15 protein-coding genes are annotated in these 15,216 nt (G+C 60.2%); 5 read left to right on the top strand and 10 right to left on the bottom strand.

Annotated features, from left to right (window positions below; all coding sequences use genetic code 11):
* Nucleotides 1–28: 28 nt before the first annotated feature.
* Nucleotides 29–1,603, bottom strand: a complete 1,575-nt coding sequence (locus tag IC231_RS14280) for an MDR family MFS transporter (protein ID WP_211539068.1) — start codon at nucleotides 1,601–1,603, stop codon at nucleotides 29–31.
* A 116-nt stretch (nucleotides 1,604–1,719) separates the two neighbouring features.
* On the opposite strand from IC231_RS14280, the gene IC231_RS14275 reads away from it, so the two are divergent.
* Nucleotides 1,720–2,496 carry a sulfite exporter TauE/SafE family protein gene (locus IC231_RS14275; RefSeq protein ID WP_190785185.1) on the top strand — a complete coding sequence of 259 codons (777 nt, stop codon included), beginning with the start codon at nucleotides 1,720–1,722 and terminating at the stop codon, nucleotides 2,494–2,496.
* Nucleotides 2,497–2,584: 88 nt separating this feature from the next.
* Here IC231_RS14275 and IC231_RS14270 read toward each other — a convergent pair whose 3' ends face one another.
* Entirely contained in the window at nucleotides 2,585–3,106 is a 522-nt protein-coding gene (locus IC231_RS14270; RefSeq protein WP_190785184.1) for a hypothetical protein, read from the bottom strand.
* Nucleotides 3,107–3,322: 216 nt separating this feature from the next.
* Here IC231_RS14270 and IC231_RS14265 point away from each other — a divergent pair, with 216 nt between their 5' ends.
* From IC231_RS14265 to IC231_RS14250, 4 genes are all read left to right on the top strand, one after another.
* Entirely contained in the window at nucleotides 3,323–4,348 is a 1,026-nt protein-coding gene (locus tag IC231_RS14265; protein WP_190785183.1) for an SDR family NAD(P)-dependent oxidoreductase, read from the top strand.
* Between the two features lie 173 nt (nucleotides 4,349–4,521).
* Nucleotides 4,522–5,283, top strand: coding sequence for a prolipoprotein diacylglyceryl transferase (locus IC231_RS14260; protein ID WP_190785182.1), 762 nt, complete (start codon nucleotides 4,522–4,524; stop codon nucleotides 5,281–5,283).
* A gap of 68 nt (nucleotides 5,284–5,351) precedes the next feature.
* Nucleotides 5,352–6,749, top strand: a complete 1,398-nt coding sequence (locus tag IC231_RS14255; protein ID WP_190785181.1) for a radical SAM protein — start codon at nucleotides 5,352–5,354, stop codon at nucleotides 6,747–6,749.
* A gap of 136 nt (nucleotides 6,750–6,885) precedes the next feature.
* On the top strand, nucleotides 6,886–7,191 hold the full coding sequence (locus IC231_RS14250) for a hypothetical protein (protein WP_190785180.1): 306 nt from the start codon (nucleotides 6,886–6,888) through the stop codon (nucleotides 7,189–7,191).
* 101 nt (nucleotides 7,192–7,292) lie between these two features.
* Here IC231_RS14250 and IC231_RS14245 read toward each other — a convergent pair whose 3' ends face one another.
* The 8 genes from IC231_RS14245 to IC231_RS20215 all read right to left on the bottom strand — a co-directional run bounded on the left by IC231_RS14245 (nucleotide 7,293) and on the right by IC231_RS20215 (nucleotide 15,101).
* Complete coding sequence (locus IC231_RS14245) at nucleotides 7,293–7,793, bottom strand: hypothetical protein (protein WP_190785179.1); 501 nt, start codon at nucleotides 7,791–7,793, stop codon at nucleotides 7,293–7,295.
* Nucleotides 7,794–8,111: 318 nt separating this feature from the next.
* Complete coding sequence (mutM, locus tag IC231_RS14240) at nucleotides 8,112–9,008, bottom strand: DNA-formamidopyrimidine glycosylase (RefSeq protein WP_211539066.1); 897 nt, start codon at nucleotides 9,006–9,008, stop codon at nucleotides 8,112–8,114.
* A gap of 170 nt (nucleotides 9,009–9,178) precedes the next feature.
* Nucleotides 9,179–10,072, bottom strand: coding sequence for a M48 family metalloprotease (locus IC231_RS14235; RefSeq protein WP_190785178.1), 894 nt, complete (start codon nucleotides 10,070–10,072; stop codon nucleotides 9,179–9,181).
* Between the two features lie 283 nt (nucleotides 10,073–10,355).
* Complete coding sequence (locus tag IC231_RS14230) at nucleotides 10,356–12,146, bottom strand: ABC transporter ATP-binding protein (protein WP_190785177.1); 1,791 nt, start codon at nucleotides 12,144–12,146, stop codon at nucleotides 10,356–10,358.
* Nucleotides 12,147–12,300: 154 nt separating this feature from the next.
* Entirely contained in the window at nucleotides 12,301–14,013 is a 1,713-nt protein-coding gene (locus tag IC231_RS14225; RefSeq protein WP_211539064.1) for an MFS transporter, read from the bottom strand.
* Between the two features lie 157 nt (nucleotides 14,014–14,170).
* Nucleotides 14,171–14,404 (bottom strand): KGG domain-containing protein, encoded by a 234-nt coding sequence (locus IC231_RS14220; RefSeq protein ID WP_190785175.1) that lies wholly within the window; start codon nucleotides 14,402–14,404, stop codon nucleotides 14,171–14,173.
* Nucleotides 14,405–14,454: 50 nt separating this feature from the next.
* Nucleotides 14,455–14,799, bottom strand: a complete 345-nt coding sequence (locus tag IC231_RS14215; protein ID WP_190785174.1) for an STAS domain-containing protein — start codon at nucleotides 14,797–14,799, stop codon at nucleotides 14,455–14,457.
* Nucleotides 14,800–14,978: 179 nt separating this feature from the next.
* Nucleotides 14,979–15,101 carry a hypothetical protein gene (locus IC231_RS20215; protein ID WP_262892773.1) on the bottom strand — a complete coding sequence of 41 codons (123 nt, stop codon included), beginning with the start codon at nucleotides 15,099–15,101 and terminating at the stop codon, nucleotides 14,979–14,981.
* Nucleotides 15,102–15,216 lie beyond the last annotated feature (115 nt).

Here is a 15,216-nt window from a genome sequence, read left to right as displayed (position 1 = left end):
CAACTAGTTTACCAGCCCTGGCCCACTGCTACTCGGCTGCCGGTATCGGGGTGCCCGGGGCATTGGATTTTCGCAGGGGCAATTCGGGCACGAAAAGCGTCATCACCAGGCCACCAAGCACCAGAACGATATTGAACAAGTACACCCGGGAAATGGCCTTGGAAAAAGCAGCCTGCATTGCCGGGGAAGCGGAGTCCGCCCCGGCCGGCAGGGCCGGACCTTCTGACACTACTACCTTGGGTGCCGCAGGGGCCGGGGCTGCACTGGCGGGCAGACTATGGGCCAGGGTGAGCGTGAGAATCGCGCCTAGAACAGACGCGGTAATGGCGCCGCCTATCTGCCGGAAAAACTGGCTGGCCGACGTGGCCTGCCCCAGCAAGTGAGGTTCAATAGCATTCTGGATAGCCAGCGTATAGAGTGGCATGGTGGGGCCCAGGCCCAGGCCGCACAGCAGCAGATACCCCAGCACCTGCCCGTAGCTGACAGTAGCCGGCATGGTAGCCAGCAACGATAAGCCTCCCAGCAGTACCACGATTCCGCCCAGCATCCAGCGCTTGTAGTGCCCGAAGCGCGACACCATCTGGCCGGCCAGCAACGAACCCGCCACTACTCCCATCGACAGCGGAATCAGGCTCACGCCGGCTTTGGTAGCCGATACGCCCAGTACGTTCACCATGAACAGGGGCTCGAAAATGATAATACCGAGGAATGCCCCGCCCAGCAGAAAAAGCGCCGCGTTGGCCGTGCGGAACACGTGGTTGCGAAAGAGCCCGAAGTCCAGAATCGGATTCTCGTGGCGCAGGCTGCGCACCACAAACAACACCAGCGACGCAACGGCCACAGCCAGTAGCCCCAGCGTCACGGGCGAAGTCCAGCCGTACTCTTCCTTGTTGAGCTGTAGCCCGATAACCAGCGGCACCAGCCCCGTCACCAGCAGTAGCCCCGATAGATAGTCGATAGTGCGGGGCTTGCCACTAGGGCGCAAGGCGGGCATCTGCGTGACGATAAACCAGAGCGCCAGCAGGCCCAGCGGCAGGTTCACGTAGAATACCAGCCGCCAGCCCGCCACGCCCGGTATCCAACCGGAGCCGTTGTCGGTCAGGAAACCACCCAGAAAGGGCCCCAGCACCGACGATGTGCCAAATACGGCCCCCGTAAACCCTTGGTAGCGGCCCCGTTCGGACGGCGGAAACAGGTCGGCAATGACGATGAAGGCCATGGCAAACAGCCCTGCGCCGCCCAGCCCTTGGATAGCCCGGAATACCACCAGCTGGTTCATGCCGTCGCCGAGCAGGGGTAAGGGGCCAAACTCGCCGGCCAGCCCGCACAGTATCGACCCAATCAGAAAGATGCTGACGGCCCCAATTTCAATCTTGCGGCGCGAGTAGGTGTCGGCCAGCTTGCCGTAGATGGGCACCAGGGCTGTGCTGGCCACCAGATAGGCCGTAGCCACCCACGTAAAACGGTCCAGCCCGTTCAGGTCGGCCACGATGCGCGGCAGGGCCGTGCTGACGATGGTCTGGTCGAGGGAGCCCAGGAACATGGCCAGCAGCACACCGGCAAAAGTGAGCATCTTCTGCCGCTGCGTTAGGTTTTCGGTCATAGAACCGGCTTTACGGCCGGAACGGGCAGCGGTTGTTGGAAGCAGGCAGTAGAGCACCGCCTCTGCCGATAGGCATCTATTGTTCCTGGCGGCCGCGCCTTTACCTTCGCGGCCTCATGATTTCTGCTTTCGCCCTCGCCCTCCTGTGTCTGTTTGCCTTTCTGGCCGGTTTCATTGATGCCATTGTGGGCGGTGGCGGTTTGGTGCAGTTGCCGGCCATGCTGATTTTGCTAAAAGGCACGCCGGTGCCCACCATTTTCGGCACCGGCAAAGTATCGTCGCTAATGGGGACGGCGGCCGCGCTGCGCAGCTACGCGGGCAAGGTGCCCATCCGGTGGCGGGCTGTAGGGGTGGCGGCCGGTGTGGCGGGCGTGTTTTCGTTTCTGGGGGCGCGGGTGGTTAGCCAGCTGCCGCAGGAACTGTTGCCGCCGCTGGTGCTGGGCCTGCTGGTCGTTATTGCCCTCTATACGTTCTGGCGCAAAGATTTTGGCTCTATTCATGCGCCACGCCTGGCCGCCAGCCGGGAGCCCCTGTACGGAGCCCTAATCGGCCTGATCATCGGCTTCTATGACGGATTTTTCGGTCCTGGTACCGGCTCCTTTCTACTGTTTGCCTTCGTGGGCCTGTTTGGCTACGACTTCATTACCTCTTCCGCCTCCGCTAAGCTGGTGAATGTGGCTACCAATCTGGCGGCGCTGGCCTATTTTGCTTATACCGGCCAGATATTGTGGGAAGTGGCTCTACCCATGGCAGCCAGCAATATCATCGGCTCCACGCTGGGGGCCCAGTTGGCGCTACGCCACGGCACTGGCTTCGTGCGGGGGCTGTTCCTAGTCGTCGTCAGTGCCTTCATCGTGAAACTGAGTATGCAGGTGTTTGGGCTGAGCCTGTAACGCCGCAAGCCGGCCATCCTACGTGTGATGCATCTGATAGTGCATCACACGTAGGATGGCCGGCTCTTGTGGTTGGGTGCTGTTGCTATTATTCTTCGTAGCGGCTCCCGAGGCCTGGGGCTGGCGTGCCTTGTGCCGCCTGGCCGCTCGGAACTCCCATTTTCTCTTCCCGCTTGCGCTGGTACTTGTCAAACTGTGCGGGGGTCAGCACGTCTTTCAGGGCACCCAAGCGCGACTGGCCAATGTCGTCGACTATGGAGGCCATTTTGCGCACGTCCTGACGGTAGGTGAGGCGGGCTGTTTCCACGCCGCGCACACTAATCAGGTTAATCTGGCGCACCTTTTCCACTTGCTGCGGATTCAGAGCCAGGGCTTTCTGCATGTTGGCCGTGAGGGCGTTGGCGCGGGACTCGGCCTGTGCCTCGGCGGCGGGTGGCAGCGTGGCTTTGGCAGGTGCGGCAGCCGGACGGGCAGCCGGCGCAGCGGTTTTGGTTTTCGTAACCGGGCCGCTGGCCGGCTTGGTTTTGGTCTTGACGGTGGCTGTCGTCTGGGCCAGGAGCAGAGTAGGGGCGCTCAGCAGCAGTAGGGTAGCGAGAAGGGGCGTTTTCATGGGCGTAAAAGAAAAACCAGGGCGAAGGCCGCAGGAGCAGGCGAGGGGTGGGCCGCTACGGGCATGTAAATATGATGCCAATTCGCGGATTCAGATTGCCTAACGCCAATTGATGCGGTTTGGTGCATCCGGCATTCCCGGCAAATAGGATTATGGCGCAACCGCCTGGCTACGATGCCTTGTAACCTTTCCGCTGCCTTTCCATACAAGTATACTATGAAGCAACATACCCGAAACAGCTGGCTGGCCGCCGCCGGAGCCGGTGCGCTCCTAGCTGCCGCTACTCTCTGGAGCAACCGGCGCGGCTCCTACAATCTCAGTGGCCGAGTCGTCCTGATTACCGGTGGCTCACGGGGGTTGGGCCTGATTCTGGCCCGGCAGGCCGCGACGGAAGGGGCCAAAGTGGCTATCTGTGCCCGCGATGCCGACGAGCTGGAGCGTGCCCGCCAGGACCTGACTCAAGAAGGTGCCGAGGTGATGACGCTGGTCCGCGACCTGACCAATGCCACCGAAGTCCGGACGCTGGTGGCGGAAGTGCAGCAACAGCTAGGGCCGGTTGATGTATTGATCAACAACGCCGGTATCATCAGCGTGGGCGCTCTCGACCATATGGAGGTGCGGGACTATGAAGATTCGTTGAAAGTGCACTTCTGGGCGCCGCTGCACGCCATGCAGGCCGTGCTGCCCGACATGCGCCGGCGGGGCGAGGGCCGTATCGTGAATATTGCGTCGGTAGGCGGGAAGGTGGCCGTACCGCATCTGGTGCCATACAGCGCCGGCAAATTTGCGCTGGTGGGCCTTTCGGAAGGCTTCCGGGCCGAACTGCTGCAATATGGGATTCAGGTAACTACCGTGTGCCCGGGCCTGATGCGAACCGGTAGCCCTCGTAACGCCATCCTCAAAGGCCAGCACAAAAAGGAATACGCCTGGTTCAGCATTGCCGACTCGCTGCCTGCCATTTCGATGGATGCCGAGCGGGCTGGCCGCGAAATCTGGAACGCCTGCCGCCGCGGCGACGCCGAAGTGATTCTGGGGCTGCCCGCTAAGCTACTCGCCGCTTTCCACGGCCTGCTGCCCGGCACCACCGCTGACCTGCTCAGCTGGGCTAACCGCTCTCTGCCTGGCCCCGCCGATGTAGTAGGCAACGAAAAACGGTTTGGCTATGAGGCAGAATCAGAGGCTACCCGGTCTTGGCTCACTACGCTCACCCGCAAAGCCGAAGTAGAAAACAACGAGTTGTGAGGCATGAGGGAGAAATGAACCGCCTGTCATCCTGAGCGCAGCGAAGGACCTTATCACATGAGAACGAATCGTTGCTACGGTTACCGTTTCTCTCGGATAAGGTCCTTCGCTGCGCTCAGGATGACAGGTTTTTTCTATCATTGCTCTTGCTACAAGACAACTGATACTCCTGCTTGACCTACCCCGTTCATCTTGCCCTCGGCCCGCTGGTATTGCCGGTGCATCTGCTGCTGGAAGTGCTGGCCTATACTATCGGTTACCGTTTCTATCAGCACCTGCGCGCCCGTACCACCGACCGAATTTCCGATGAGCACCGCCTGTGGATTTTTGTGGGCTGCGCGGCCGGGGCATTGCTAGGCTCCCGCGTGCTGGGGCTGCTGGAGCACCCTGAATTACTGCTGCATCCACCCGGCGGCTGGCTCTACTACTTCACCAACAAGACCATTGTGGGCGGCCTGCTGGGCGGCTTGGTAGGCGTGGAGCTGACCAAAAAGTACCTCGGCGTCAGAACCTCAAGCGGCGACCTGATGGTATTTCCTGTGATTCTGGGTATGTGCATCGGGCGGCTCGGCTGCCACTTCTCTGGCCTCGAAGACGGTACTTTCGGCACTGCCACCAGCCTGCCCTGGGCCATCGACTTCGGCGACGGAGTGCCGCGCCATCCCACCAACCTCTACGAAATCGGGTGGCTGCTTTTGCTGGGCGCAGCGCTGTGGCTCATGGAGCACCGCCGGCCGCTGCCGGATGGCTGGCGGTTCCGGATTTTCATGATTGGCTACCTTGTATTCCGCCTGCTGGTGGAGTTTCTCAAGCCGACACCCGCCCCCGGCGGTTGGGGGCTCACGGCCATTCAGTGGGCTTGTGTGGCGGGACTGGGATATTATGGGTGGCTGTTCGGGCGGAAGGAATATCGGCCCACTAAAGCCACTGAGTAATATCACTTACTTTGTGAACGAGCAGTTCACCACGTCTCAGATTCAGTACCTTAACTGCGTATAATCTTATGCCCGAACGTCCCTATACCTACTACGACTTCACCCTGAGCCTGTGCCCGCACTGCCTGCGGCGGGTGGAAGCCAAAATCGTGTTTGAGGACGGCGGCGTGTACATGCTCAAGCGCTGCCCCACGCACGGCCGGCAGCGCGTGCTCATTGCCACCGATGTGGAGTATTACAAGAGCATCCGCAACTACGTGAAGCCCAGCGAAACGCCCCGCCGCTTCAACACGGCCACCCACTACGGCTGCCCCTACGACTGCGGCCTCTGCGCCGACCACGAGCAGCACAGCTGCCTCACCGTCATCGAAATAACCGACCGCTGCAACCTGACGTGCCCCACCTGCTACGCCGAAAGCAGCCCTCTGCACGGCCGGCACCGCACCCTGGAAGAGGTGGAAGCCATGGTGGACGTGCTGGTCGAAAACGAAGGGGAACCCGACGTAGTGCAGATATCCGGCGGAGAGCCCACGCTGCACCCGCAGTTCTGGGAAATTCTGGACATGTGCAAGCGTAAGCCCATCAAACACCTGATGGTGAACACCAACGGCGTGCGGCTGGCCAAAGACGAAGCCTTTGTGGCTCGGCTGGCAACTTACGAGGGCGCCTTCGAGGTGTATCTGCAGTTCGACTCGTTCAGGAAAGAAGCTCTGGAGAGCCTGCGCGGCCGCGACCTGCGCGACGTGCGCAAGCAGGCCCTCGAGCACCTCAACAAGTACAACCTCAGCACCACACTGGTGGTCACGCTGCAAAAGGGCCTCAACGATGACGAAATGGGTGAAGTCATCGACTACGCCCTGCAGCAGCGCTGCGTGCGTGGCGTCACGTTTCAGCCTACCCAGGCCGCCGGCCGCCTCGAAAATTTCGACCCCGCCACCGACCGCCTCACCCTCACTGAAACTCGCCAGCGCATCATCGACCAAAGCCTGTTTACAGCCGAAGACCTGCTGCCCGTGCCCTGCAACCCCGATGCGCTGGTGATGGGCTACGCCCTGAAACTGGGCGGCGAGGTGTTTCCGCTTACGCGCTACGTGCAGCCGGCCGAACTGCTGCAAAGCGGCGGCAACACTATTGTGTATGAGCACGACCCGCGCCTGCGCCAGCACCTGCTCAAGCTGTTCAGCACCGCTAACACCGTCGACACCATCACGCCGGAACTGAACCAGCTGCTGTGCTGCCTGCCTACCATCCAGGCTCCTAACCTCAAGTACGAAAACCTGTTCCGCGTCATCATCCTGCAATTCATGGATGCCTGGAACTTCGACGTGCGCGCCATCAAGAAGTCCTGCGTCCATATCGTGAGCAAAGACCTGAAGATCATTCCCTTCGAAACCATGAATCTGCTCTACCGCGACGAAGAAAAGCTAGCCCGCCTGCAGGAACTGCGCGATATTCCGGTGCTGTAGCTAGAGTGCAGTAAGTCCATCCCTAAAACTACCCTGTCACGTAGTACTGATTCAGCTGGGTCTGGTGGATGCCAAAGGTAGCTTCAATGATTGTCCTGTCTGTTTTCACCTTCCCGTCCATTAACCACTCTCTACCGTGGAACCCGACAAGCCTGCTTCGAAGCCGAACCATGTGTTGCGCAACAACCTGCTGCTTGTGGTAGGAATGGCCGCAGTTCTGGGGGTTCTGACTCCAGCCACGGATGGTGGCAGCGCTTTTCTGTTTGCTGCGCTCTATGGCGGGCAGGTGTTCCTGAACCTGATATTGGGGGTGATACGCTTGGTTAAATCCACTCCGGGCCAGAGTGCCGCGCCCTACTTCCTGAGTGCCTTGCTGGTTCTGCTAATCGGCTTTGGGGCCTGCAGTGTGATGGTGTTGGGTAGTTTGGGCAACATGCACTAGCATGCCCTAACAGATATAAACACAAAAACGCCCGGCCAAGCGGCCGGGCGTTTTGCTATTTGAACGGTGGTAAAAATCGGGGGTACGGCTGGCGGAACTACTTAGTGCGAGTACACCGACGTAATGGTGGTGCTTTTGCCTTCAGTATCGGTGCTGGTGCGCGTGAGCGTGAGCGACGAAGCGCTTACCTCCGCAACCTGGTATTGCGTGGTGACGCCGGCGTTGGTTACGTCCAGCTGGCTGCCATCGGTGCTGAATGCCCAGGTGCCTTCCGACTGCTGGGGCGTTTCTTCCGTGCGCTTGGCAGCGCCTTCATCCTGCAGAAACTGGCCGGCAGCACGGAATTTCGACAGATTGTCGCTTTCGTCGGCTTTCAGCATTACCAGCAGGTTGGTTTCGGTTTGGCCCGAAGTAGCTGACATTTTAGTCAGCTTCCAGTCGCCGGTGGTCAGCAGGCTGGTTTTCTCTTCAACGGTCAAGGTCTTAACAGCGGAAGCTGCGGCCGCCTGATCCGGCGTATTCACATTTTCCAATTCTTTTTCACAGGAAGCCAGGCTTAGAACGGTGGCAGCTAGGCTCAGGAGCAGGGTTACTTTCTTCATGAAATGGGTTTTGGGTGATTTTATGAGTGACTTCAACAACACGCCTTCTGCGGCAGGCTTTTTAGAGCCTTTTCTTTTTCACAATGCGTCCAACTTCTCTTCTCAACGCCTCACCCAGTGGGGCTGCGTTAGTGCAAATCTAACTAACTGTTTATCAAGTTGGTTCATGCAGTATAGGAAAAGGTAAATTTTTACCACTAAATATCAGCAGAATGCAGTAACTACATGATTTTCTTGATAGTGTGATTATTTTTTCTGATAAAATGAAAAAAGCCCGTTTAGTGCTACTAAACGGGCTTTGAATAGTAGGAAATAGAACTATTTATTCTCGGACGGGGCTGGTTGGCATTTAGGACACACATATGTAGCTCTGCCGCCTACATAGCTTTTTGCTATTTTTGTTTTTGGATGAATAGGGCAGTAAATATGATTATCCGTGTTTGGAGTTGCTGAAGTATCCCACTCACGTGCGTGAATGAGGAAAGAGGCCGGGAAGTGCCGATAGGTGGCCTCATGCCGGATTGCGGTAGTCAGCACCAGTTGAATAGCAGCATGCAGAGCCTTGAACTCCGCTTCAGTCAGCGTGCAGGCTCGCCGCTCCGGATGAATCTTCGCCTGGAACAGCACTTCATCCACAATCCAATTTCCCAGTCCCGCCGTGATGCTCTGGTCGAGGAGCAGCGGCTTGATTAGCGGCTTTCTGGCACCCAATGCGGCCTGCAATTGCTGCGCTGTAATGTCCAGCGCATCAGGTCCTATTTTTTTAGCCTTTTGGTACTGCGCCACACTTTCGGTGAGGCGGATGCGGCCAAACTTACGTGGATCAATAAAGGCTACGCGCAAGCCATCCGCAAGGTGCAGGGCCACGCGGGTAAAACGAGGCGCATCTGTCTCGTCGCGGTAGGCACCTACGTCGCCGGTCATGCCGAAGTGCAGGGCCAGCACCTGGCCGCTGTCCAGTTCCAGAAAACAGTTTTTGCCGAGCCGGCGTGTTGCCGTCACGCGGTGGCCGCTCAGGGCTTTGCGCAGCGTCACTTCATCCGTGGCCAGCACATGAGCATCCTTTACTTCTAGCGCCACAATAGTTTGGCCAACGAGAATTTCATCCAGAAAACGGCGGTAGGTTTCTACTTCGGGTAATTCGGGCATCGGACTGATGATAGAGGAAGAATACAGGAGCGGCGGTTGCCACAGTTGCCGGAATGCGGCCGCCACAGCTAACCTGCCAAACCCATATGCAACACCATGCGCACGGTTCAGGTTGCCATCAGATGGATAATTCCCCGCGTACTGTAGCGCAGATGGTCCTGAGCAAAAAGCTCAGGACACAAAAAAGCCGGCTCATTTACTGAGCCGGCTTCCGTGCGCTATAGGAGGCGAAAGGCTTAAGAAGGGTCAGAAAGCAGAGCTACCTGCTGGCCATTTTTATCGAATACCCCGCCGGCGGCACTCACGAACAGGCGGCGCTGCTGCGCATCAACCAGCACGTACGGGAAAGCGGCGGAATCGGAGCGGGTAAGGCGGCCTACTACCTGTGCCGTCCGCTCCTGCTGATCGAGGCGCACGATGTTGAGGTGGCTGGTCAGGTAGTACAGCTCATCGGGGTTGCTGCGGAAGGTGATACGGCCAATCATGTTGCTGGCCTGGCTTACGCGGCTGGTGGTGGCCACTACTGGGGCAGGAGCAGGCCGGTTGTAGACCACGGCCGGGGCTGCCGATGGCGCCGTATTGCGGCTGCTGGCCACAATCTGCTGGCTGGCACGCTGCCAGCCCTCATTAATGGCTTTCAGGCGAGTGGTGCGGCCAGGATGCGTAGGGGAAGCTTCCTCGTCCGACACCACAGCCATGCCGGCCTGGGCCTGCGACAGGCTGGCTCCCATTTTGCGCAGCACGAAACCGGAAAATTCATCGGCTTCCAACTCATCGGCGGGGTTGGAGCCGCCGGGGCGCAGCGTGTGGCCATTGAGGTGGTGGCCCATCTCATGCGCCAGAATGCTGATACCGGCCCAGTCGGTGCGGCCGGCCCGGTTCACTGCCGACACGAATTTGGGATTGTAGAGCAGGTAGCGCTTGCCGCTATACACCACGGCAGCCGCATTCTGCACCTGCGAAGTAGCCAGCAGCTCGAAACGAGGTTTGAGGCCTACCACATCGGTGATTTCGCGCAGCACGTCGCGCTGGGTAGAAACAGACTGGGCGCTGGCCGAGCCAGCAAGAAACAGCCACCCGGCCAGCAGCGAGCCGGCAAAGCGACGAAGAAGGCGGGGGTGAAGCGTCATTGAAAAGTCCTTAAGAGGCGAAACTAACAGGAAGGAGAATGTCAGGAATCGTGCCGAACTGGCTGCTAACTAAACGATGCTCGCATGATTTTCGTGCCTTTCAATCCAATTTATAGAAGGATACTGTTAGGCGCTCTACAGTTGCAGGGCCCACCAGATGCTGCTGCCTGACACACTGCAAAAGCCCCTGCTACTCGCACGTAGCCAGAGAATGACTTCGTACAAGTAGCAGGGGCTCGTGCCTTTCCCGCCTGGCAGGAAAGCAGCCAGTTGGATACCGACCTTATGCCGGTATAGCCTGCGCAACAATCTGGGCCTGCGGCCGCTCGCCGATCTGCTGGCGCCACATGGCGTAGTAGAGGCCGCGCTGGGTTAGCAGTTCTTCGTGGCGGCCGGCCTCGGCTACGTGGCCACGCTCCAGCACAAAGATGCGGTCGGCGTGGAGGATGGTGCTGAGGCGGTGGGCAATAAGAATGGTAATGTGCTGGCGCGAGCCGGACAGCTCCCGCACCGTCTGGCTGATTTCCTCTTCCGTAAGGGAGTCCAGCGCCGAAGTAGCTTCATCGAAAACGAGCAGGGTAGGGTGGCGCAGCAGCGCCCGCGCAATACTGAGGCGCTGCTTTTCACCGCCCGACACCTTTACGCCGCCTTCCCCAATGACCGTGTCGAGGCCGAGCGGGGCACGGGCCAGCAGTGTGTCGGCGGCGGCCTGGTGCAGGGCGCGCAGGCACTGGGCATCGGTGGCTTGGGGGGCCACAAAAAGCAGGTTCTCGCGGATGGTGCCGGCGAAAAGCTGGGTGTCCTGCGTCACGAAGCCGATTTGTTCGCGCAGCGTATCCAGGTCCAGCTCGGTGCCGGAAATGCCGTTGTACAGGATGCGGCCGGCGGCGGGCGGGTAGAGGCCCACCAGTAGCTTGACGAGGGTGGTTTTGCCCGAGCCCGAGGGACCGACGAAGGCAATGGTTTCGCCGAGCTTGGTTTGGAACGATATGCCGGCCAGGGCCGGGGCGCTGGCCGTGAGGTGCTGGAAATGCACGTTGTCGAAGGCCAGCGTTTCAATCTTCTCAATCACCTGCGGATGCGCGGGCTTCACCTCCTTGGGCGTGTCCAGAATCTGCTGGAAGTTGGCCAGCGAGGCTTCAGTTTCGCGGTAGATATTGATGATGCTGCCCATTTCCTGCAGCGGCCCGAAAATGGCGAACGAGTAGATAAAGAACGAGAAGAACTCGCCTACCGTGATAATCTGCTGCACCACCAGAAACAGCAGCATCAGCAGAATTACGTTGCGCATCAGGTTCACGAAGGTGCCCTGCACAAACGACAAGGAGCGCAGGTAGCGCACTTTCTTCAGCTCCAGCTTCAGGATTTTGCCGGTGGTGGCGTTCAGGCGCTGGGTTTCCTGCTGGGCCAGCCCGAGGCTTTTGATCAGCTCGATGTTGCGCAGACTCTCAGTGGTGGAGCCCGCCAGGGCCGTGGTTTCGGCCACGATGGTTTTCTGAATCACCTTGATGCGGCGGCTCAGAAACAGGCTCAGGGAACCCAGAATCGGGATGGTGAGGAAATAGACGGCCGCAATGGGCCAGTACACGCTGATGGCGTACCACACCACGAAAATGATGCCCACCAGCGAGATGAACAGCACGTTGACGAAGCTCTGAATAAGCTTTTCCACGTCGGTGCGCACTTTCTGGAGCTTGCCCAGCGTCTCGCCGGAGCGCTGGTCCTCAAACACCTGGTAGGGTAGCTCCAGCGAGTGGCGCAGACCATCGGAGTACAGCTCCGCCCCCAGCCGCTGCGTGATGACGTTGACGTAGTAGTCTTGGAAGTTTTTGGCGATGCGCGACACCATGGCCACGCCCATGGCCTGCAGAATCAGCAGCCCCGCGCCACCGGTCAGGAAAGTCCAGAACCCGTCGTGAAACACGGTTTCGCCCGCCTTCACCACGTGCCGGTCGATAATCTGTCGGAAAATGTAGGGGTCGAGCAGCGAGAAAACCTGGTTGATGGACGCCAGCAGCAGCGCCAGCGCCAGCAGGCCCCAGTAGTGGCGCAGGTAGCTGTAGAGTAGTTTCATGGAAAGTTGAGAGAGGGGAGAAACGACACAAGCACAGAACCCCTCGGAAAGTTTTAGGCCTGCCGGCACAGTGCGCGCGTAGCGGGGCCTGGACTCGTTAGGTTTTTGCAGCATATATTTCAGAATCCAGAAAATATGCTGCAAAAACCTGGTGCTACGTGGCTTCGCCGGCGGTGCTGGCTACGAGGCGCGTGCTGCCGGGCACCATCACGGGCGGCACGGCGGTATGGCGGTAATTCTGGGCCAGCAGGTGAGAAACCGCAGGCGGCTCTGGGCCCTGGTGCAGCTTTCGGAGCTGTTGTTTTAGCTCTTCCTCCTCCCGGCTTACGCCCCGCTCGTGCTGCTGAGCGTGTTCCTCCCACGATTCGGTCATGAAATACTCCAGCATTTTGGTCGGGTCGGCCAAGTCGGCGTAAAGGCCCCAGCCGATGGCTCCCTCGCGCCGCCGGATGTGGGCCAGCTTCTCCATCAGGTAGGTGAAGGCGGGCCGGTTTTCGGGGGCAATGCGGTACGTAGTCGTGATGATAACCGGGCCTTCGTCGGGGGCAGGTTCCTCGGCCAGCACGGGCTCCAGGCGGGGCCGGGCCGGCGTGAAGTCCAGTGCTTCGGGTGAGGTGTAGAGCGAGAAGCGCAGTGCCAGCAGGGTGCTCAGGCCCAGCCAACCGGCAGCGCCGGAAAGCGCCAGCGGCAGCCCCCAGCGGCTGGCCACCGAGCCCCACACCACGCTGCCCAGCGCCATACCGCCCTGAATGGTGAGCAGATACAGGCTGATGGTGCGCGCCTGCACCCAGCGCGGCACCACCGTCTGCACGCCCACACTAAACGAGTTGAGTACCAGCATCCAGGCCAGCCCCACCAGCACCAGCAACCCCATCAGCAGCGGCCGACTCGATGAATACGCTAGGCCCAGCAGCCCGATGGCAAAAGCGCTGGTTGCCAGCGTCACCCGCCAATCAATGGAGAGGCGGCGGTTGAGGCGCGGCAGCACCACCGCCCCCAGCACCGCCCCGGCCCCCATGCACGAGAGCAGAATCGAGTAGAAGGAAGTGGGCAGCAACAGATGGCGTACCACCACGGCTGGCATTAGGGCAAACAGGGCACTGGCCCCGAACGTGAAGCACACGCCCCGTACCAGAATATGCTGCACCGGCGGCGCAAACCGGGCGTAGCGGATACCGCCCCGAATAGCCGCCAGCACCCGCTCGCCGGCCAGCGTGGCCGTGGCCTGCGGCTCACGTTGCCAGCTGTACACCATGTAGATGGTGGCCAGAAAGGATATGCCATTGAGTAAAAAGGCCGCTCCGGCCGAGAAATACCCGATGACGAGGCCGCCCAGCGCCGGCCCGAAGGCCCGAGCCAAGTTGAAGCTGACACTGTTCAGGGCAATAGCCTGGGGCAGCTGCGGGCGGGGCACTACCTCGGGCGTCACGGTTTGCCACACCGGGTTGTTCATGGCGCCGCCCAGGCCCAGCAGAAACGTGAGCGTGAGCAGCAGCCAGGGCGTATTGAACCCCAGCAGCGTGATGGATGCCAGCACCAGCGCCGTTACGGCCATCCAGGTTTGTGTGAAGAGCAGCATGCGGCGGCGGTCCACTAGGTCGGCGAGGGCGCCGGCCGGCAGGCTCAGCAGAAATACGGGCAGCGCCGAAGCCGTCTGGAGCAGCGCCACCAGCACCGGCGACGAGGTAAGCTCGGTCATCAGGCCCACCGCCCCTACGTTCTGCATCCAGGTGCCGATATTCGACACGAAGGAAGCAATCCAGAGCATCCGGAAAATAGGAATGCGTAGCGGCGCAAACGGGGAAGTAGGAGACGGAGGGAGCGGTGTGGCAGGAGCAGGCATGAGCAGACGGGCGGTAACAGGCATACGTACGTAGGCGCTTGCCGCCGGGTCGGCAAAAAGAGGGAACCTTGCCTGATACGTACGAAAGGCCATCAAAAAAGCCCCGAAGAAGTTCTTCGGGGCTTTCGGAGGCGCGGCAGTGTCCGAGGGGCCGCGCAGGTTGTGTCGAGGAGCCTCAGGGCTACGCTGAAGGAGCCGGCCGGCGGCTCTGGCCGCCTTTGCGGCCTGCCTGGCGGGCTTCGTCGGAGGTCCAGCGGTGGCCCCGGCCGCTTTCGTGCGAGGCCTTGCCGCCTTCGCTGGCAATGCGGCGCTGCATTTCGGGGTCCATAGAAGCAAAGCCGCGGCGGCTGGCCGGCCGGGCCGGAGCGGAATTGTTGGAGGCAGTCGTGCTGCGCGGTGATTGGGAAGTGGCCATTGGAGAAAGGAAAAGTGGAAAGAAATCAGAAAGGAAAAAGCGGCAGAACGCTACGCCACGCTAGTCCTGCCCGACGAGGCAGTAGAGGCCGGCCACAACTGAAACAGCTGATCGAGGCGGAGCAGACGCAAGACCCGCTCCAGTACCGGCTCCACGTTATACAGCAGCACATCGGCCCCGGCGGCGCGGGTCAGGAGCAGCTGCGACACCAGAAAGCTGACGCCCCGCGTGCGCAGACAGCGCAGCTGCTGGCAGTCGATGAGCAGGCAGGGCCGCTCCGCATCGTCGGTGGCCACGCTGTTCAGGCGGCGGGCCAGCTGCACCGGGTCAGCCGTGTTCATATCGACGGTGTAAAGGCGGCTGGCAGTGCCGGAGAGGGAAGTAGAATGAAACATCTCGCGAAAAATTGAGGTGTAAGCCAGTGCGCCAGTACCTGCTGATGCGTCTGGAGTAGCGCAACTGTCTCAAAGCTAATCTATAAGAGTAGGGTTTGAGTGCGTGTTAGTACCCGTTTTCGGCCTACGTATAAATCCCGGGAAATTACAGGCGGGGCTGCCCGTCCCAGTGCTATAGTCTACCCGCACAAATAGGGACCACGCAGTGTTATCCGCACGTGGTTGAGGCTGTCGGATACGGGCAGTGAGGTGGTAGGCAGGGTGCCCGTGCCGGAGTCCAGCAGCGTTTCGGGCAGGGTCATGGTAGCCTCCGGCATCAGCAGCGAGGCGCGGGAGCTGATTGTGCGGCGCGACTCATACGGTAGTACCCAGTGGGCGAGCGGCGGGCTGCCCAGCGGGGCGTCGGCCGCAAACAGA

It is taken from the genome of Hymenobacter duratus (genome assembly GCF_014698995.1).
GTDB classification, from domain to species: domain Bacteria; phylum Bacteroidota; class Bacteroidia; order Cytophagales; family Hymenobacteraceae; genus Hymenobacter; species Hymenobacter duratus.
Note: the sequence above shows the minus strand (reverse complement) of the source record. Positions and strands in the feature narration are given on the sequence as shown.